The following is a 19524-nucleotide window of genomic DNA, read 5'->3' as shown; positions in this document are numbered from 1 at the left end:
ACCGGTACTTAGGTGACTTGCTGGACGCGGGGGGAGAGGCGCGTCACGCCTCCGTGGCGGTTCGGTCGCCTGCCCCGGCCCTCCCGGCCCGTTCGGCGCGGGCCTTCGCCTCCTCCACGCGCAGCTCGGCGCTCTCGGCGCGTTCCAGTGCCCGGTCGCGCGCCTCCTCGGCCAGGGCCAGGCGGGCCGCGGCGGCCTCCCGGGACTCGGCCAGGGTGATCTCGGCGTTCCGGCGCTGGGAGTCGAGCTCTCCGGTCAGACGCTCGCGCTCGGTGTGCAGGCGTTCGATCTCGGTGGTGAGGCGCTCGCGCTCGGCGGCGGCTGCGGCCCGGTCCGACTCCAGGCGCTCACGGGACCGCTCCAGCTCGGCGTCCAGCCGCTCGCGCTCGGCGGCCAGGGTCCGGGCGGACTGGCGGGCCTGCTCCTCGGCGCGCTCGGCCCGGGCGCGGGCGCTCTCGGCGGCCAGGACGGCCTCGTCACGCCGGCGGACGTGCTCGGCCGTCTCGGCGCGCAGCCCCTCGGCCTCGGCCCGGGCGTGCTGTAGGCGCCGGGCGGCCTCGGCGCGCTCGTGCTCCAGCTCCTCGCGGGCCCGGGCGGACTGCTCGGCGATCCGGCGCTCGGCGGCGGCCAGGCCGGCGTTGGCCTCGGCGACGGCGGCGTCGCGCTCGGTCCACGCCTCCCGGGCCAGCGCCCGCTGGCGGTCGCGCTCGGCCTGGGCTGCCTCCCGTACGGCCATGGCCTCCTCGGCCATGCGCTCGGCCTCCTGGGTGGCGGCCACGGCCGAGGCGGCGGCGTCCTCGGCTGCGCGCAGGGCGCGTTCGGCCTCGCGGCGGCGGTTCTCCGCCTCCAGCCGGGCGCTGTCGGCCTCGGCGGCGTGCCGGGCCCCGGCCAGACGGGCCGCCTCCACCTGCGCCTCGGCCGCGGCCGGGTCGGTCATGGTGGAGAACGCCTCGGTGGCGGCCTGGAGGGTGGCGGTCAACTGCTCGCTCTGGACCGCGAAACGGGTCAGCAGGTCGTCGGCGCGCAGCCGCGCGGCGGTGACGGGTTCCGCGCCGGGGACGGGGGCGGGCGCGGCCGCGTCCTCCTGGGCGGCCCGGGCCTGCTCCTCCTGGCGCTCGGCCTCCTGGGTCTGGCGCTGGCGTTCCTTCCAGGCCCGCCACCGGGTGTGTTCGGGCAGGTCGCAGTACTGGGGCGGGCGACCGGGGGAGGACATACGGGGCACCGGCCGGTCGCAGCCGGGGAAGTTGCAGGTGTTGGAGTCGGAGGAGGCCACGGGGGTGAGCGTAGCGGTTCGCCCGCTCCGGTGCGGGGGTGTGTCGCCTCCCCGGGCCGCCGCGGAGCGGGGAGGCTTCAAGGGGCGCCGGGAGGGCGCGGCCGTCGGCGGGCCCCGCGCGCGGCGCCCCCGTACCTGACAGGAGAAGGTACGGGGGCTGGTCCACGCCGACCGCCGGTGTGCCCGGGGGCTTCACCGACCGCCGCCGGGAGCCCGGCCGGAGGGCGCCGGGCGGGTCCGGCGCACCTCTTCGGCCACCGAGTTAGTCGTGGGCGCCGAAGCCGTCCACGCGGCAGACCATGGTGGTCACGAAGGGCCGGAAGCCCTCCTGCTCCAGGAAGCGGATGTCCTCGGAGGCCGTGGCCAGCGCGGAGAACTCGATCTCGCGCACGCCCATGGAGGCGAGCTGGTGGCGCACCTCCTCCAGCAGCTTGGAGCCCACGCCGGTCCCGACGTACTCGGGGTCGATGGCGAAGGTCTGCACGACCGCGACGCGATCGCCTCGGTCCCAGCTGCCCTGCGGGTTGTCGCGGACGGTCACCATCGCGTATCCGGCCAGGTCGTCGCCGCTCTCGGCGAGGATGGCCATGGTGTCGGGGTCGGTGAGCCAGGAGGCGTACTGGGCCCGGCGGCGCCTCCAGGACTCCTCCAGGCTCACGGCGCCGATGATGTCCGCCAGGTGCGGAGCGGTCACCGTGTGCTGCTGGTGGAGGGCGCCCCACAGGTCCGCGAGCTCCTCCAGTTCATGTGCGCCCAGGTAGCGGAAGCGGAGGATGCCCACGTCGGAAGGCCGCGGTTTGGTCATGAGCGAATTTTGCATGTTCTTCTCCCCCGTTTCACCAGCATTGGGTGCTGGTCCCCTCCGGGTTCCTCGATGGAGGGGCCCGTGGTCGAGCTGTGTACCCGACTGTACGTGCCGGTATCAACCCGGACGTGCGCGACACAGGGAGAAGAGGTGCGTGAGATTCCCGCGGGGAAAGAAGATCATTTTTTCTTTGCGGGATGCCGGTCGGCCGGAGGTCGGCGCGGACAGCGGACGGTGTGCACGGAATCACGCATCAAAACGGTGCAACACAAGCGAAACCGCCCGGAAACCCTTTCGTACTTGCCATAGATTGGACGGCATGATCGATGTTCGGCGGCTACAGCTCCTCCAGGCACTCGACCACCACCACACGGTGGCCGCGACCGCGGAGGCGCTCAACGTCACCCCGTCGGCGGTCTCCCAGCAGCTCTCCGCGCTGGCCCGGGAGGCGGGGGTCCCGCTCGTCGAACGCAACGGCCGGCGCTTCCTGCTCACCGGCGCCGCGCGGGTCCTGCTCAAGCGCGCGCACGTGATCTTCGCGGAGATGGAGCGGGCCGCGGCCGACCTCGCCGAGTACGCCGAGGGAGATCGCGGCGTCGTCCGCGTCGGCTCCTTCTCCACCGGCATCAGCGACCTCATCGCCCCGGCCCTGGCGCGCCTGCGCACCAGCCACCCCGGCTGGTCCTTCGAGGTCGTCCAGGCCGAGCCGGAGCAGAGCGCGGAGATGGTGCGCTCGGGCCGCCTGGACGTGGCCCTGACCATGTCCACCGGGAACCTGCCCGCCAGCGGCGATCCCGACTTCCACACCGAGCCGGTGATGGTCGAGATGTTCGACGCGATCCTGCCCTACCAGCACCCCCTGGCCGCCCGCACCAGCCTCCACCTGGCCGAGGACCTCGCCGACCAGGACTGGATCCTGTCCGCGCCCGGCACCGCCTGGCACGAGTGCGTGTCCGGCGCCGCCCACCAGGCGGGCTTCCAGCCGCGCGTGGTGCACACCGTCGACGACTTCAGCGCCGTGTTCTCCCTGGTGCAGGCGGGCCTGGGCATCGCCCTGATGCCGCGCCTGGCCTGGACCGGCCTGAACCCGGCGCACGTCGTGGTGCGCGGGGTGAGCGAGAGCGCCCGGCGGCACATCGTCGCCCTCTCGCGCGCCGGTGCCACGTCCGAGCCCCTGCTCACCGCCGTCCGCGAGGCCGCGAGCAAGGTCCCGGTCCCGTCGGTGGGACCCTTCGCCATCGCCGGCTAGCGCCGGCGTCGGCCGCTAGGGCGTGTATGGCGGATACTCACCCTGCTGCGCGACGCCCCAGCGGCACCCTCGCTGCGTTCTCATCAGTCAACAGCCAAACCAGGATGCTTCCTTCTTCGGCCTTGCGAGGCCACCACCGGATACGCCCGCCCGTCTCCCTCCCACCGCCCTCAACGGTCGCGCTTCGCGCGCAGCACCCTCCAAACGACGGGCGGCACCCACCACACACGCCCTAGGAGGACTCGGGCAGCGGCGGCACGTCGTTCAGCACGCTCTGGGCCGACTGGTGCAGGTACCGGGCCACCACCCGGATCGGCTTCCACGCCCAGCCGCCGGTGCGGCCCGCCAGGTACACCCGCCGTACTCCGCCGAGCTCGCCCAGGGGCGCGTGCGCGACCCCGCGCCGGGTCACCGCCGACAGCCGGGGCACGACCCCCACGCCCACGCCGTCGGCGGCCAGCTCCTCGAACAGGTCCAGGTTGTCGATGCGGTGCACGATCCGCGGGGTGAACCCGGCTTCGGCGCACATGCGCTGTACGAGCGCCTCCTCGTCGCCCCGGTAGGGGCTGGCCATCCACGCGGCGCCGGCCAGGTCGCGCAGCCGGCGCCGCGTCAGGGTGCGGCTGTCGGCGCCCTCGGAGGGCTGGACGAGCAGCAGGTCCTCGCTCCCGATCGGACGCACCGTCAGGGTCCCCGGGAAAACCCGGGGAAGGAGGCTGTACTGGTACACGACCCCCAGGTCCGCCTCCCCGTCCTGGAGGAGGTCCAGCGCCTGCTCGGACTCGTGTTCGGTCAGGTGGACCTCGATCCCCGGGTGGTCGCGCCGCAGACGGCGCAGCGCGGGCAGCACCAGGGGCGCCGCGGTGGTGTACATCACCAGGTCGACGCGGCCGACCGGCTCGCCCTCGCCGTCGAACTCCGCCCTCGCCGTCTCCACACGGGCCAGGATGTCCACCGCGTGCTCGGCCAGCCGCCGCCCGGCCGGGGTGAGGCGCACCCGCCGCCCGTCGGGCGCCAGCAGCGGGACGCCGGCCTCCCGCTCCAGGACGGCGAAGTGCTTGGAGATCGCCGAGGTGCTCATCCCCGTGACCTCGGACACGGCCGCCATCGTGCCCAGGCGCTCCAGTTCGACGAGCAGGCGCAACCGGGTGAAATCCATCCGCCAAAACTACACGGTCTGTCCACCAACAGTCCGTGGACAGAAACAAACTGGATGGGTCCAATGGTCGGGTGATCCGCTTTCCTGCTTCTTTGCACCGCCGTGTCCGCTTCTTGATGCCGGCGCCCCTCATGCTGCTCATCGGCATGTTCACCCTGCACGCCGGCAGCGCCCTGGCCGTCACCGCCTTCGCCCAGGCCAGTCCCGCCACCGTCACCTGGCTCCGGCTGAGCTGGGCCGCGATCCTGCTGCTGGCCCTCGGCGGTCGCTCCCTGTGGCGGTCCGTACGCGCGGCGACGTGGCGCGAACTGGGTGCCGTGGTGATCCTGGGCACAGCGAGTGCGGGGATGATGCTGTTCTACTCCGAGGCGACGGCACGGATCGAACTCGGCACCGCCACCTCCATCGAGTTCCTCGGCACCCTCGTGGTGGCCGTGGCCGCCATGCGGCGCCGCCGGGAACTCGTGTGGGTCCTCGCCGCCATGGCGGGCGTGCTCTGCCTGACCCGCCCCTGGCAGAGCGAACTCGACCTGCTCGGGATCGCCTTCGCCCTGGCCGGGGCGGTCTGCGTGGTGGTCTACATCGTGCTGACCCAGCGGGTGGGCGCCGGTTTCGGCGCCGTGCACGGCCTGGCCCTGACCATGACCGTCGGAGCCCTGGTCAGCGCGCCGCTGGGTGCCCCCGCCATGATCGCGGCCCCCGACCTGGACCTGATCCTGTTCACCCTGCTCATCGCGCTGCTCTTCCCGATGGTGCCCTTCCTGCTGGAGATGACGGCCCTGCAGCGGATGAGCCGCACCGCCTACGGCACCTTCTCCAGCCTGGAACCGGCGGTCGCCCTGGTGATGGGGCTGGTCGTCATCGGCCAGACGCCCGCCGCGGTGCAGGTCGCGGGCATGGCCCTGGTGGTGGTCGCCGGGGTGGGCGCCTCCCGGGGCGACCGGGCGCGCCGGAACGCCGTGTCCGACCACGACCTGGGGGCCGACCGGGTGCGCGAGCGCGTGGTCCGGCTCCGTGGGAGCGAGTCGCCGGGGGAGCACCCCGCCGGGAGGACGGCCCCCGAACCCGTGCCGGAGACGGCGGGGGCGGCCTGAGCCGGGGTCACTCGTCGGCGGGGACTCCGTCCAGCGCGCCCGAGGCGATGTCGCGCAGGGCCCGGACGTGCCGTTCGAAGGCCGCCCGGCCCTCCCGGGTCAGGGACAGGGAGGTTCGGGTGCGCCGTCCCACCGCGACCTTGTGGACACGCACGTAGCCCGCGTTCTCCAGGACCGTGACCTGCTTTGACAGGGCGGAGTCGGTGACCTCCACGGTGTCGCGCACGAAGCGGAACTCCGCGCGGTCCACGGCGGCCAGCGCCGCGACGACGGAGAAGCGCACGGGGGAGTGGATCACCTCGTCCAGCATGCTGCGGGGGTGGTTCACGCGGTGTTCCTGCTCTCGCGCACCGCCAGCCATCCCGCCACCAGCGGGGGGACGGCGCCCAGGGCGGCTCCGGAGACCCACCACACGGGGTCCTCGGGAAAGAACGCGTAGCCGGCGAAGAGCGTGACGCCGTAGACCGTGCCCCAGCCGAGCATCGCCGCTCCGTGCAGCCACCCGTAGCCGCGCGGCTGTACGGGCTGGCGCAGCGCGAAGGTGACCAGGCAGGCCAGGACCACCAGGCACACAGACGTGGCCGTGAAGATCGTGACCGTGGACGGGAACAGGCCGATCGTCACGGTCAGGGCGAAGGTCGTGGCCGCGAACAGCACCGCGAACAGCATGTACCAGCGGCCCCGGCCGTGTGCCCGCGCACCCACGGTGTCGGCCCGCTCCAGCGCGTCCAGCGCCTCGTCCCTGTGCATAGCACTCTCCGCTCTCTCAAGTTGTTGCCAGCATCGCATTCACTTTCCAACTTGGCAAGTGGTTTCCTGCTCGGAACGCCGAACCGGGCCGCGTTTGCGATCCCCGTGCCACAGGCGACATCCGTCACCGCTGACACTCCTCCTCAGCGGCACGGAGAACGTCTCGCATGCACTAGCTTGGTGCGAATCATGGCCGCCAAATCTGATCTCGAACTCCTGCGTGCCCACGAGCCCGTGCTCATGTGCACCAAGGGAGAACTCTTCTTCCCCACCGACGTGGACGCCTACGTGAGCAACTGCAGCCTGTGGGTCGACGAGCCCGGCGAACGCGAGCGCATGCTCGTCCCGGCGGGGGAGCTCACCCTCGACCGCCTCTCGCGCGCCGAGGAGGAGTGGCCCGAGCGCCACAAGCACCTGCGCTTCGTCCAGGAGGAGACCCTGCGCGAGGAGGCCCGCCGCTACAGGGGCGTGGCCCGCTTCGTCATTCCCAAGAGCGGCCGGCTGGCCGCCGTCGGCGTCCTGGGCCGGGTCCTGGACATCCTGATGAAGCTCTCCCTGCTCATCCGCGGCGCCGTTCCCGGCGGTGTCACCTTCGCCGCGGTGACCCGCTACCGGGAACGCGTCGACAACGGCGGCGCCACCTACTACGGCCGGGTCACCCGCGAGGGCGGCTACATCATCCTCCAGTACTGGTTCTTCTACGCGATGAACGACTGGCGGACCATCTACGGCGGCGTCAACGACCACGAGGCCGACTGGGAGCGCGTCACCGTCTACCTCGTGGAGGACCCCGACGGCACCACCCGCCCCATGTGGGTGGGCGCCTCCTCACACGAGTACAACGGCGACGACCTGCGCCGAAGCTGGGACGACCCCGACCTGGACCGGGACGGGGACCACCCCGTCGTCTACGTCGGCGCGGGCTCCCACTCGCACCAGATGCTGCCCGGCGACTACCTCATCCAGGTCGATCCCGCCTTCCTGCGCGGTCCCATCCGCCTCTGGCGGCGGATCACCAACCGGATCCTCCGCGCCGACAGCGCCCTCAACCGGCACGGCATCGGCGTCCCCTTCGTCGACTACGCGCGCGGCGACGGCATCCGCCTGGGCCCCGGCGGCGACCGCGAGTGGTCCGTCGTCCTCATCGACGACGAGACCCCCTGGCTCAAGGGCTTCCGCGGGCTGTGGGGACGCGACACCGGGGACTTCTTCGAGGGCGAGCGCGCGCCCAGCGGGCCCCGCTACGAACGCGACGGCACCATCCGCCGCTCCTGGGACGACCCGCTCTCCTGGGCGGGCCTGCAGAAGGTCGCCCCCACCGAGGCCGACGCCCGCGCCGAACTGCGCTCCCACGTGCGGTCCCTGGACGAGCGCCTGAGCGCCCTGGACGCCGACGTCCTCGACCGCCGCGACCAGTTGCGCCGGTTCGACTCGGCCCGCATGGTCCTCGAACGCGAGTCCCACACCCAGCCCCGCGCCCGCGAGTACGCCGAGCGCATCGCCGCCCTGGAGCTGGAACTGGCCGAGGTCTACGAGACCCGCGTGCTGGTCGCCGACGAGCGCGAGTCCCACCTGCGGGCACTGGACAGCGACACGCCGCTGGTGCCCTCGCCCACCGGGCACCTCAAGGCGCCCCACCTGCCCTACTCCTCGGGGCAGCAGCGCTCCACCCGCTTCCTGCACCTGTGGGTGGCCCTGAGCACGCCCCTCCTGCTGATCTCGCTCGCCCTGCCGCTGTTCCTCCTGGACCCGCAGTACACCCTCTACGCCATGCTCGGCGTCGTCGTGGCCTTCGCCGCCGTCGACTCCGTCGCCCGCCGCAAGTTCGTCCAGTACCTCGTCGGGCTGGCGGTCATCGCGGTGGTGGTCGGGCTCGTCGTGGGGGTCGTGGTCGCCTTCGCCGTCAACTGGCGCATCGCCATCACCGTGCCCATCGCCGTCATCGTGGTGCTGCTGCTCGTGGTGAACATCCGCGAACTGCTGCGCCGCTGACCCGCCCGTCCCGCCCGGGCACCGGCCGCCCGTGCGGGACGGGTTCCTCCGGCGGCGCCGCCGGAGGCCGCTCCCGGCTCTGCGCTCCGGCGCCCTGGAGCGCCGCCGACGGCGGTGGCACGATGGACACCATGGACGACGCGCTGTTCGGAAGCCCTCCCGTGGAGGTGGCGCCCGGCGCCGTGCACCTGCCCGGGTGGCTGACCGCCGCCGCCCAGGCCGACCTGGTCCGGCGCTGCCGCGACTGGGCGCGCGGACCCGCCGGGATGCGCCGGCACACCATGCCGCGCGGCGGGGTGATGAGCGTTCGGATGGCCAGTCTCGGATGGCACTGGCAGCCCTACTCCTACACGCGGACCCTGCCCGACGGCACACCCGTCCAGCCCTTCCCCGCCCTCCTCGGCGACCTGGCCGCCCGCGCCGTGGCGGACGCCTACGGCGCCCCTCCCGCGCCCGGCGCCGATCCCTACGACGTCGCCCTGGTCAACTTCTACGACGCCGACGCCCGCATGGGCATGCACCAGGACCGCGACGAGCTCTCCCGCGAACCCGTGGTCTCCCTCAGCCTCGGCGACACCTGCGTGTTCCGCTTCGGCAACACCGAGACCCGCACCCGTCCCCACACCGACGTCGAGCTGCGCAGCGGCGACCTGTTCGTCTTCGGCGGCCCCTCCCGCATGGCCTACCACGGCGTCCCCCGCACCCGGCCCGGCACCGCGCCGCCCGAACTGGGCCTGGACGGACGGCTCAACATCACCGTCCGCGCCTCCGGACTGCGCGGCTGACACGCCTCCGGGCGGCCCTGGCGTGTCGGCGCGCGCCCGCGCGCCCGCCGCACCAGGATCGGCGTAACCGTCGGCCACGGAGGAGGCAGCGCGCATGACCGACCCCTCGCCCGAACGCATCATGGCCCTGGGCCGCCGGAGGGCCGCACTGCCCGACCAGGCCCCGCCCGGCCCGGTCCGCACCGTCCTCTACCGCGACGGACACCGCGAGCGCGAGACCGACACCGTCGCCGAGGCCCACCGCGCCATGGGCGGGGAGAGCGGCCTCATGGCATGGATCAGCATGACCAGTCCCGACCGGGACCAGCTCACCGAGGTCGCCCGCCTCTTCGGCCTGCCCGGACTGGCGCTGGAGGACGCCATCGTCGCCCACCAGCGGCCCAAGGCCGAGGTCTACCAGGGCGTGCTCTTCCTCGTGCTGCGCCCGGCCCGCTACGACACCGCGCGAGACTCCGTCGAGGTCGACGAGATCCACCTCTTCGCCGGGCACGACTTCGTGGTCACCATCGGCCACGCCGACCATGTGGGGTTCGAGACCGTCCGCGGCCTCCTGGAGGCCGAGCCACACGTCCTCGCCCACGGCACCCTGGCCGTGGTCCACGCCGTCCTGGACCTGGTCGTGGACGGCTACGCCCCCGTGGTCTCCGAACTCCAGGACGACGTAGACGAGGTGGAGACCCAGGTCCTCGGCGGTGACTCCGGGGCGTCGCGACGCACCTACCGCCTCGCACGCGAGGTCATCCTCCTCTCACGTGCCGTCGAGCCGCTGGGCGCGGTCCTGGACGCACTGGTGGAACCGCTGTCCCGGCGCCCGGGCCGTCCCCGGGGCCGACCGGACCGGTACGCGGTCACCTCCGCCACACCGGACCCGTGGGCCTCTCCGCAGGGGCGGCAGGGCATCGCCGCCGCCCTCCCCTTCCACATCTCCGTCGAAAGGCGCGGCGAGATGCACCACCGCCTGCGCGACGTCGCCGACCACGTGGCCGCGGTGCGCGAGCGCGTCGACGGCTTCCGCCAACTGCTGCAGAACATCATGACGGTCAACAGCGCCCTCATCGACCAGGCGCAGAACGAGGCGATGAAGAAGGTCTCCTCCTGGGGCGGCATCCTGGTCGTGCCCACCCTCATCTCCTCCGTGTACGGGATGAACATTGCCCCCCAGCCCGGTTTCCACTGGGCGTTCAGTTGGCCGCTGTCCCTGGTTCTCATGGCGCTGTCGAGCCTGAGCCTCTACGTTGTCTTTCGTCGTAACGGTTGGCTCTGACGGAGGTGGCGATGACGGGGAACGGATCCGCCGAGCGCGAGGTCCTACGGCTCATGACCGGGCCGTGGGTCGCCCGGGCGGTGGCCACCGCGGTCGAACTCGGGGTGCTCGACCGCATCGCCGAGAACGCCGCCGGCGATGCCGGCGGCGCCACCGACAGCGCCGCCCTCGCCGGTGAACTGAACCTTCACCCCGACCGGCTGGACCGCCTGCTGCGCCTGCTCGCGGCCGTCGGGGTCCTGCACCGCCACGAGGGGCGCTACCGGCCCACCGGGGTCGGGGCCGCCCTGCGCCGCGGCCACCCCTCGGGGATGGCCGACCTCGCCCTGCTCTACGACAGCGACATGTTCACCTCCGCGTGGACGCGCCTGGCCGACACCGTGCGCACCGGGGAGCCCGCGTTCGATGCCGCCCACGGCACCGACGCGTTCACCCACCTGGAGCGCCATCCGGAGGACGCCGCGCGCTACACCGCCGGGATGGCCGCGAGCGGGCGGTTCTCCACGGCGATCCCCGACGTCCACGACTTCGCCGGCGCCCGTGTGGTCGTCGACCTCGGGGGAGGGGACGGCGAACTCCTCGCCACGGTCCTGGACCGCGCACCGTGGGCGCGCGGCGTGCTCGTGGAGCGCCCGACCGCTCTGGCCGCCGCGCGCACCCGCCTGGGCGCGTTCGTCGACGCCGGGCGGTGCGAGCTGGTGGAGGGCGACTTCCTCCGGGGCGTGCCCGCGGGCGCCGACGTCTACCTGCTCAGCCGGATCCTGCACAACTGGTCCGACGAGGACGCCCGCGCGGTGCTGCGCCACTGCCGGGAGGCGATGGCCCCCGACGGGCTGGTGCTCATCGCCGAGCGCGTCCTGTCCGACGACGGCCCGTCCTGGCTCTCTGCGGTCCTGGACGCGCACATGATGGTGATGACCACCGGCGCCGAACGCACCGAGCGCGAGTACGAGGCGCTGCTGCGCTCGGCCGGACTCACCACCCGCCGGATCCTCGACCTCCTGCTGGAGATGCGGCTGCTCGTGGCCGGGCCCCTGGCCCCCTGAGCCGTGATCCCCCCGTGCGGGGTGGCGCGGCGCGCCGCGGAGTGCGGCGGCCAGAGGGTTCCGGGTTCCCGGTTCCGCGCTTTCGCGGGGCCGGCACACATGGCGGATCGGGTGCGGGCGCGGCGCTCCAGGCACCTCCCGCTTCGCTGTGTGCCTGATCCACTACCTGCGGTGCATTGGTGTGGGAGGCCGCGTCCCCTACACTTGGGAGCGCTCCCAGAAAGGAATCCCATGGACGAGCCCACACTGCCCGCCAGTCTCCTCTTCGGTACCGCCACCGCCGCCTACCAGGTGGAGGGGGGCGTGCACGAGGGCGGCAGGGGACCCTCCATCTGGGACACCTACTGCCGTACCCCGGGGCGCGTCGCCCGCGGCGAGACGGGGGACGTGGCCTGCGACCACTACCACCGCTACGGCGAGGACGTCGCCCTGCTCGCCGACCTGGGCGTGGACCTGTACCGCTTCTCCGTGGCCTGGCCGCGCGTCCAGCCCACCGGCAGGGGCCGCCCCAACCAGGAGGGGCTCGCCTTCTACGACCGCCTCGTGGACACCATCCTCGGCGCCGGGATCGAACCCGTCCTCACCCTCTACCACTGGGACCTGCCCCAGGCGCTGGAGGACGAGGGCGGCTGGCGGGTCCGCGACACCGCCTACCGCTTCGCCGAGTACTCCCGCATCGTCGCCGACCGCCTCGGCGACCGGGTCAACAGGTGGATCACCCTCAACGAGCCCTTCTGCTCGGCCTTCGTCGGCCACGCCGTGGGCCGCCACGCGCCCGGCAGCCAGGAGGGCAGGCCCGCGCTGGCCGCCGCGCACCACCTGCTGCTGGCCCACGGCATGGCCACCGGCGAGCTGCGCGCGGCCGCGGCCGGGGAGGTCGGCATCACCCTCAACCCGGACCACCTGCTGCCCGCCACCGAGTCCGACGCCGACCGCGCCGCGGTGGAGCGGGCCCGCACGCTGCACAACCGCGTGTGGTTCGACCCCATCTTCACCGGCGCCTACCCCGACAACGAGGACGAGGTCTGGGGCGGGATGGCCGACGGCTCCTACCGCGCCGAGGGCGACCTGAAGATCATCGGTCAGCCCCTGGACTTCCTGGGCGTCAACTACTACCGGCCCATCATGCTGCGCGACGCCCCCCACGCCGAGGCCGACCCGGCCCTGCGCACCGCGGTGGACGTCCGCACCGAGAAGGTGGACATCGAGGGGGTCCGGCACACGACCATGGGCTGGCCGGTCATCCCCGGCACCTTCGCCGACCTGCTCATCGACCTGAACCGGCGCTACCCGGACCTGCCGCCCATCCTCATCACCGAGAACGGGTCGGCCGAGGACGACCAGCCCGACGAGGACGGCCGTGTCCGCGACACCGAGCGCATCGAGTACCTGCGCGACCACATGGCCGCGCTGGCACGGGCCATCGAGGCGGGGGTGGACGTGCGCGGCTACTTCGTGTGGTCGCTGCTGGACAACTTCGAGTGGGCGTTCGGCTACGACCGCCGCTTCGGCCTGGTCCGCGTCGACTACGACCGCCTGGAGCGCCATCCCAAGGACAGCTACCACTGGTACCGCGATTTCCTGACCTCGCACCGCGCGCGCAGGGTCAGCGAGTTCGCCGCCAAGTGGGAGGAGTAGCCCCGCACGCCGGAGCCGGACGCCGGGGCGGGGCGGGTGCCGGGGAGCCGCCCCGCGTGTCTGCGGCGTGCGGTCAGGCGTGCTGGCGGGCCACGTTGCCGAACGCGCCCACGACCGCGCCGAACGCGAACATCGACGCCTCGTCCTCGTCCATGTGCACGATGCCCGCGGGAACGCGGACACGGTAGGGCTTGGTCTCGCCCGGAAGGATCTCCAGGCCGTCGATGAGCCCCTGCCCCTCCAGCATCAGAAGGGCCTCCTCGACCCTTCCGGTCCGGTCGCCGCGAGACCATATCGACATACGTCACACCCTAACTACGGCCGGAGCCGAGACAAGGGCACCCGAAAACGGCACCACGGGGGCAGAGCGGTCCATTGTTCCCCGGGCCGGAGGGCCGGCCCTGTCGCGCTCCGGGAAGCGGGTCCCGGAGCACGCGGGGAGTAGCCCGGTCGGCTCTCGAACCTGAGGGACCGGGCTCGCGGGCGGGTTCCCGGTCTTGGTCACCAGGTGTGCCCTCCCCCGTTCACTACTCTCTCAGAGAGAGCGTATCGGGGTGGTCGTCGGGCGTCCCGCGTTCGGGGCAACCCGTCCCGGCGGGCGGGGACGCGGAGGGCACGCGGACCGGCGTGCGAAGCCCCACCGCGGGCGGCGTGGGCGACGCGGGAGGCCCGGGAGGCGTCGGCCTGGCCGGAACCGGCCACCGCGCGAAGGGGAGGGCGGGTGCCCGGGCTCGGGCCGGGACCGGAGCCGGGGCCGCTCGTGCCCGACCCCTGCCAAGGGTTCGGGCCGGTTGTGGCCGCTATCGGCCTCGTCGCGCGGAACGCATCCGCGGTGGGCCGCCGACCAGCACGGACGTTTTTTCGGGTCACCGTTCTGACAAGGGGAACACGGGCACGGGTGTGTCCCCGGATGCCGGTGGGGTTGTCCTGGTGCGCGCGCCGTTGGATCCTGACGGCGCCTACCGGACCGGCGGGCTGGACGCGAACGCGCGGACGATCGGAGGCCGAAGCCCCCGCTTCCGGGGAACCCCGTGGTGGCCACGGAAGGATCCCGGAAGTCCTTTCCCGGACGTCCCCGTGCTCGGACCAGCCGTGCCAATGAGCCCCGACCATCCCCTGCGAACCCGACCGGACCAAGGCCGACCGGGCCGCGGGCACACCTGCGGTGCCAGGCGGCCCGGGTCGGCCCTAGGCCGTGCTTCCTTGAAGCTGCGCTGCACTTGGCCTCGTGCTCGGACGCCGAAGGCGCGGGAACCCCTGCCCCACACGGTGCGCCCGCCCCTGTCCCATGGGCATACCCGCGCAACCTCCGACAGCCCCGCCGGCGCCCCTGCCACCCCAGCGGCACAGGACCGAGGCCACCGAACAGCGCCCGGGCCGGCCGGAGGTGCCTCCGGTGCGGCACACGAGGCCCGGCTCCGGCCGACGGCCCACACGGCACAGGGAGCACGGACGGAACTCCGGCCCACACGGTGCCAGGAGTTCCCCGACGGTTCACCCCGCCCTCACCCGGATCCGTAAGGTGGAAGGGCACGTATCCGTGCTCGGGGCCGGTTCGGGGCAGCGTGGACGGATGCCCCGGACCGGCCGCCCGCCGCACCCCCGTCCCCGGGCACGCCGAACGCGGTCACCCCCACGAGCCACGGGAACGCGTCGACACCCGCGGCGCGATCTGGAGCATCCAGTGCGGCCCCGCCGACCATCCCAGGAAGCGGCGCGCCCCGCCGGGCACCTCCTCGCGCAGCGGCCCGCCGTCGACGACCTGGCGCAGCCCGGCCAGCACCGGCGCCAGACGCTCGCGCGTGTGGTGCGGCTGCCCGGGGGCCAGCCCCTCCATCAACGCCATCGCCTCGCGCTGCTCCCGCTCCGGGCACAGGGACAGGAAGAACACCGTCTGCCGCCACGAGAACGCCGCGTTCTTGACGTGGGGCAGGGGCGGGTGGACCAGCGGCAGGCGCTCCACGGTCCGCACGGTCAGGGCGTGGGCACGCCGGGCCAGCTCCGCCCACCCGCACTCCGGACGTGCCCCGGCGCCGACCAGGGTGGCCAGGTTGTGGGTGGTCAGGATCTGCGCCTGCTCGATGACCGTGCCGCTGCTCGCGACGCCGCCGCGCGGGTTGCCCGCGCGCTCCCGGCACAGCCGGGCGAAGGGCGTCACGACGTGCCCGCTGAGGGGCCGCTCCTCCGGCAGGGCGAGGACCTCGGTGTAGTCGATGCCGTAGTAGCGGGCGTAGAGGCCGTCCTCCAGCAGTTCGGCGGCGATCTTCGCGGCGCGCGGGAACTTCGGGACGAACTCGCCCGTGAAGATGTCGGCGGCCAGCTCCTCCACGAACGGCAGGCCCAGGCCGGCGGCCCGGGACAGGCCGTCGAGCTCGCGCACCATCGGGTTGGGCACGATCGTCCCCGGGAAGTGGGCGAGCACCGAGGCGCCCAGTTCGGGCAGCAGCCGGGACACCGCCTCCCGCCGCGCCCCGGGCCCGGCGCGGTGCGGCAGCAGCTCCTGTACCCAGGGCAGCTCGTTCGCCCGGACCTGGCTCGCCAGGTCGAGCAGCAGCAGGGAGCGCCTGCGGCCGAACGCCCGGTGGTGGGCGGCGACCAGCCGGGCGAGCGCGGGGTCGTCGGCGGATGCGGCCTCGGCCGCCGCCGTCAGGGCGGGCACGATCTCGGCCATCACCTCGGCGGAGGGGACCACGCCGAGCTCGACGAGGTCGTCCAGGGGCGCGGCGGTGGCGCGCCGGGCTACGCCGCTCAGGGAGTCGGGGATCGGGCAGCCCTCGGGCACGGCGAAGTCGTCGGCCTCCCGCCGGAGCGTGGGAGCGAGCGCCTCCTCCATCCCGGGGGCGCCGGAGTTCTGGGGCATCGGGGCGAGCCGGGCCGACAGCAGGGCGGCCAGCACGTCGTGGGTGGGGCGGGCGGCGTGCTCGGCCTGCCCGGTGCGCAGGAGGGTGTGGCGGTCGGAGCCGGGCAGGCCGCGCCTGGCCACCATGGACTCCGCCGCGTGCTGGAGCAGTCCGAGGCGGCGGGGGGTGAGTTCCGTTCCCCGGCCGCCCTCCCGGCCGGTACCTCCGCCGGGCGTGACGGCCTCGCGCAGCGCGGCCAGCAGGATCGCCAGGTTCTCCTTGGGCCTACGGTGCTTGGTGCACAGGGTGTGCTCGGCGGCCAGGCGCTCGTACTCGGCGAGGAGGGCGGCGCCCCGCTCCGTCCATCCCGGAGGGCGCTGGGCGTCGACCCGGCCGTCGCGGTAGGTCTCCAGCCAGTGGGAGAGCAGCCGGTCGGCGAAGGGGTTCCACACCGCCAGGGCCTCCTGCTGGACCTTGGGCCGGACCGTGGCCGGGTCCCTGCGGGCACGCCGCTCCAGGGCGCGGCGCGCGTCGCCGACGGTCTCGCGGAAGACCGTGTTCGCGGGCAGGTCCTGGCGGGGCGCCGGGCGCGGGGTGAGGCACAGGGTGTCGGCGAGAGGGTCGATGGCACTGAGCAGGCGCAGCGCGCCAGCGGTGTCCCCGGCACGCAGCAGCCAGGCCACGGTGAGCAGGGCGGCCTGCTCGGGCAGGTCCACCTCGTACCCGCCGCCGTCGAGCAGCGCGGTGAGCTCGGCGAGGCCCTCCTCCGTGAGGTGGTGGGCGTACAGGGCGGCACGCTCGGCGGGCAGGCCCCTGACCGGAGTGCGGGAGCCGACGGAGAGGGTGCCCTCCCGCATGCCGGTGACGACCCGCTCCCAGGAGTCGACGCGCCTGTGCGCGGCCTCGCGGACCCGGGGGTCCTCGTGGGTGAGCGCGGTCGTGAGCGCCTTGGCCATCCGGCCGACGGCGTAGCCGGGGCCGACCTGGCGGGGGGTGGGGTTGTCCATGCCAGCGTGGCGGGTCCCGCCCCCGCGCCCTCCCGGTCCCAAGCCGGGTGCTCTACTGCTGAGCTACACGCTGTCCGGCCAGCACGGCGGGTCCTGCACCCGCGTCCCCGGAAGGAAGCCGGGTGCTCCATCACCTGAGTCGCGTACTGGCGTCTGATCTCGTGGTCGGCCGACGTGGCGGGTGCTGCCCCCGCTCCCTCCGGTCCTCAGCCAGGCACTCTGCTGTTGGGCCACACGTCGTCCGGGGAGTCACGTTAGCGGCCCGGAGAAGGGGACCGAAAGTGCTTTTCCGGGGCCGGACGCGCCGTCCCGCACCGGAAGTGGCGGGCGTTCCCGGGGGAGGGAGGCCTGACGGGTGCGGCCGTGCGGACGCACCCGTCACTCCCTAGTGGTGGGGAGGCTTGATGACCGCCGCGAGGATCCCGGTGGCGAGCATCATCGTCAGACCCACGATCATGAGCACGAAGGCGACGGTTCCGACCATGGTGTTTCCTTAGTGTTCGTTGTTCCCGTGCGCCGCGCGTGGCGCGTGACGCGTGGCGCACGCCGCGCCGGTGCCGCCCGGGCATCGGGAGCGGCGCGTACTCCTTCGGGGGATCACCCTATCCCGGCCGTGTGCCGCCGCCGCGCCGGGTGCCCGCTCTGACCAGGGTGGTCGTCGGCACGGCTCCGTTGGCCGGTCCCGGCGGCCGGTGCCCGGTTCGTCGGTGCCGGTCTCAGCGCCCGGCCCAGGCGCTCTGGTAGGTCCGCACCAGCCAGCGGTCGGCCCAGGCGCCGTCGGGTTCCTCGGGCAGGCCGGAGGTCTCGCACAGGTCGGTCAGCCGCTCCTCCAGCGCGCCCGTCCGCGCCAGGGCCTCGGCGCGGCCGTGCCCGCCGCGCCGCAGTTCGCGCAGCCAGGTGCGGTCGGGCTCGGGCATGGGCAGCGTCAGGCGGCCGGTCTCCATCAGTTCCACGCCCTGGATGCCCAGCCGGATCATGTGGTAGGCGAACTTGGTGTCGAAGCCGTACCTGTCGACGAGTTCGGGCCGGTTGGTGTGCTTGCCGCCGCGCAGGCCCTCCATACGGTCGCGCTGGGCGCGCATGTAGCCCAGGAAGCGCCTGCCCGCCCTGCGGGAGAGCAGCCGGTCGGCGTTGGCGCGCAGGTCGCGGCCGACGGAGGTGACGGCGACGATCTCGCTCTCGGGCACGAACAGGGGCAGCAGGACGGTGGGGTTGCCGTCCAGGGCCAGCCGCATCCACTTGCGCAGCGAGTAGACGGTCAGGTCCAGGTCGCCGGGGCCGGACCGGGTGTGGTCGGGACGGGTGCGGTGGACGTACTGCTCGAAGGAGCGCAGGCCGATGACGTACTCGGGCGGTTCCACGCAGATGCCCATCTCGTCACGGTCCTCCTGGCCGGAGACGGTGATGCCGTGGACGCCGGAGCCGACCTGGCACCGCAGGACGGTTCCCTCCTCCGCGATCCGGGCGAACTCGGGGGTGGAGTGCTTCACCGGCTGCTCCTGTTCTCCTGCGGCGCTGGACGCCGGGCGCTGGCACGGGCGTCGGGTAACGCCGCACGGCAACCTATCCGGCGCGGCCCGTGGCCCACGAGTACTTTTCCGCGCGGTGCCCCCGACATGTCCCGGGGCGGTCGACGGTCCCGACACATGTGGTTCGGCACTTGCCCGGTAGGCCCTTGGAACCGTTTACTTGTCCAGGTACGCACCTTTTGTCGGTACAGCGAGCACAGAAAGCAGAACCGTGCCTCCCGAGACTCCTGAGGGTTCCACCTCTCCGATCGACGCCTCCGTGCCGCACAACGCCCGCATCTGGAACTACTGGCTGGGCGGCAAGGACAACTACCCGGTGGACCGGGAGATGGGCGAGCAGATCCGTTCGTTCTTCCCCGAGATCGTGGACAACGCGGTCGCCGACCGGGGCTTCCTCGTCCGTGCGGTCACCCACCTGGCGCGCGAGGAGGGTATCCGGCAGTTCCTGGACATCGGCACCGGGCTGCCCACCCACAACAACACCCACGAGGTGGCCCAGACGGTCGCGCCCGACGCCCGGGTGGTCTACGTGGACAACGATCCGCTGGTGCTCGCCCACGCCCGCGCGCTGCTCACCGGCACGGACCGGGGCGCCACCGACTACGTCGACGCCGACCTGCGCCATCCGGACACCATCCTGGAGGCGGCGGCGCGGACCCTGGACCTGTCCCGGCCGGTGGCGCTGATGCTGCTGGGCGTGGTTAACTTCGTCGCCGACGACACCGAGGTCCGATCGATCATGGACCGGCTCCTGGGCGCTCTGGTCCCGGGCAGCTTCCTGGTGCTCTCCCACCCCACCGACGACCTCGACCAGGAGCGGGCCCACCAGGTGGCCGCGGCCTGGAACGAGCGCGGCACCCCCAAGCTCACCATCCGCACGGCGGAGCAGATCACCGCGCTCTTCGACGGCCTGGAACTGCTGGATCCGGGTGTGGTCTCCTGCGCGCTGTGGCGCCCGGAGCCCACCGAGGTGGGCGAGGTCCGCCCGGTGGCCGAGTACGGCGGCGTGGCCCGCAAGAACTCCTGACGCCTGCCGGGGCCGGGAGAGGTACCCCCGCCTCCCGACCCCGTTCACGGCGCGCCGCCCACGGCC

16 protein-coding genes and 1 tRNA gene are annotated in these 19524 nt (G+C 73.3%); 8 read left to right on the top strand and 9 right to left on the bottom strand.

What is annotated here, in order from left to right:
• Positions 1–43: 43 nt before the first annotated feature.
• A complete protein-coding gene (locus NOSIN_RS10560; RefSeq protein ID WP_077690568.1) occupies positions 44–1273 on the bottom strand; it encodes a hypothetical protein in 1230 nt (409 codons plus the stop codon).
• A 262-nt stretch (positions 1274–1535) separates the two neighbouring features.
• Positions 1536–2078: a GNAT family N-acetyltransferase gene (locus tag NOSIN_RS10555; RefSeq protein ID WP_077690567.1), complete on the bottom strand. Its 543-nt coding sequence runs from the start codon at positions 2076–2078 to the stop codon at positions 1536–1538.
• Positions 2079–2397: 319 nt separating this feature from the next.
• Here NOSIN_RS10555 and NOSIN_RS10550 point away from each other — a divergent pair, with 319 nt between their 5' ends.
• Entirely contained in the window at positions 2398–3327 is a 930-nt protein-coding gene (locus NOSIN_RS10550; protein ID WP_077690566.1) for a LysR family transcriptional regulator, read from the top strand.
• A gap of 232 nt (positions 3328–3559) precedes the next feature.
• On the opposite strand, the gene NOSIN_RS10545 is transcribed toward NOSIN_RS10550, so the two are convergent.
• Entirely contained in the window at positions 3560–4486 is a 927-nt protein-coding gene (locus tag NOSIN_RS10545; RefSeq protein WP_077690565.1) for a LysR family transcriptional regulator, read from the bottom strand.
• Between the two features lie 116 nt (positions 4487–4602).
• On the opposite strand from NOSIN_RS10545, the gene NOSIN_RS10540 reads away from it, so the two are divergent.
• Entirely contained in the window at positions 4603–5580 is a 978-nt protein-coding gene (locus NOSIN_RS10540; RefSeq protein ID WP_227014849.1) for an EamA family transporter, read from the top strand.
• 7 nt (positions 5581–5587) lie between these two features.
• On the opposite strand, the gene NOSIN_RS10535 is transcribed toward NOSIN_RS10540, so the two are convergent.
• Positions 5588–5908 carry a winged helix-turn-helix domain-containing protein gene (locus tag NOSIN_RS10535; protein ID WP_077690563.1) on the bottom strand — a complete coding sequence of 107 codons (321 nt, stop codon included), beginning with the start codon at positions 5906–5908 and terminating at the stop codon, positions 5588–5590.
• Positions 5905–6330, bottom strand: coding sequence for a hypothetical protein (locus NOSIN_RS10530; protein WP_077690562.1), 426 nt, complete (start codon positions 6328–6330; stop codon positions 5905–5907). Before NOSIN_RS10530 ends, NOSIN_RS10535 begins: the two co-directional genes overlap by 4 nt.
• A gap of 189 nt (positions 6331–6519) precedes the next feature.
• On the opposite strand from NOSIN_RS10530, the gene NOSIN_RS10525 reads away from it, so the two are divergent.
• From NOSIN_RS10525 to NOSIN_RS10505, 5 genes are all read left to right on the top strand, one after another.
• On the top strand, positions 6520–8322 hold the full coding sequence (locus NOSIN_RS10525) for a hypothetical protein (protein ID WP_077690561.1): 1803 nt from the start codon (positions 6520–6522) through the stop codon (positions 8320–8322).
• Positions 8323–8453: 131 nt separating this feature from the next.
• Positions 8454–9107, top strand: a complete 654-nt coding sequence (locus tag NOSIN_RS10520) for an alpha-ketoglutarate-dependent dioxygenase AlkB family protein (protein ID WP_077693531.1) — start codon at positions 8454–8456, stop codon at positions 9105–9107.
• Positions 9108–9201: 94 nt separating this feature from the next.
• A complete protein-coding gene (locus NOSIN_RS10515) occupies positions 9202–10371 on the top strand; it encodes a magnesium and cobalt transport protein CorA (RefSeq protein ID WP_077690560.1) in 1170 nt (389 codons plus the stop codon).
• An 11-nt stretch (positions 10372–10382) separates the two neighbouring features.
• Positions 10383–11417, top strand: coding sequence for a methyltransferase (locus NOSIN_RS10510; protein ID WP_077690559.1), 1035 nt, complete (start codon positions 10383–10385; stop codon positions 11415–11417).
• A gap of 231 nt (positions 11418–11648) precedes the next feature.
• Positions 11649–13055 (top strand): GH1 family beta-glucosidase, encoded by a 1407-nt coding sequence (locus NOSIN_RS10505; RefSeq protein WP_077690558.1) that lies wholly within the window; start codon positions 11649–11651, stop codon positions 13053–13055.
• A 73-nt stretch (positions 13056–13128) separates the two neighbouring features.
• Here the strand turns inward: NOSIN_RS10505 and NOSIN_RS10500 are convergent, their stop codons facing one another.
• From NOSIN_RS10500 to NOSIN_RS10480, 4 genes are all read right to left on the bottom strand, one after another.
• Entirely contained in the window at positions 13129–13356 is a 228-nt protein-coding gene (locus NOSIN_RS10500) for a hypothetical protein (protein WP_077690557.1), read from the bottom strand.
• Between the two features lie 1326 nt (positions 13357–14682).
• On the bottom strand, positions 14683–16902 hold the full coding sequence (locus tag NOSIN_RS10490) for a transcriptional regulator (protein WP_077690555.1): 2220 nt from the start codon (positions 16900–16902) through the stop codon (positions 14683–14685).
• Between the two features lies 1 nt (position 16903).
• Positions 16904–16975: transfer RNA gene (locus NOSIN_RS10485), tRNA-Pro, on the bottom strand.
• A 643-nt stretch (positions 16976–17618) separates the two neighbouring features.
• Positions 17619–18392 (bottom strand): nucleotidyltransferase domain-containing protein, encoded by a 774-nt coding sequence (locus NOSIN_RS10480; protein ID WP_077690554.1) that lies wholly within the window; start codon positions 18390–18392, stop codon positions 17619–17621.
• Positions 18393–18642: 250 nt separating this feature from the next.
• On the opposite strand from NOSIN_RS10480, the gene NOSIN_RS10475 reads away from it, so the two are divergent.
• Positions 18643–19458: an SAM-dependent methyltransferase gene (locus NOSIN_RS10475; RefSeq protein ID WP_077690553.1), complete on the top strand. Its 816-nt coding sequence runs from the start codon at positions 18643–18645 to the stop codon at positions 19456–19458.
• Positions 19459–19524 lie beyond the last annotated feature (66 nt).

Source organism: Nocardiopsis sinuspersici (assembly GCF_001998325.1).
Taxonomy (GTDB): domain Bacteria; phylum Actinomycetota; class Actinomycetes; order Streptosporangiales; family Streptosporangiaceae; genus Nocardiopsis; species Nocardiopsis sinuspersici.
The sequence above is the reverse complement of the archived record's forward strand: the minus strand, read 5'-3'. Positions and strand labels throughout refer to the sequence as shown.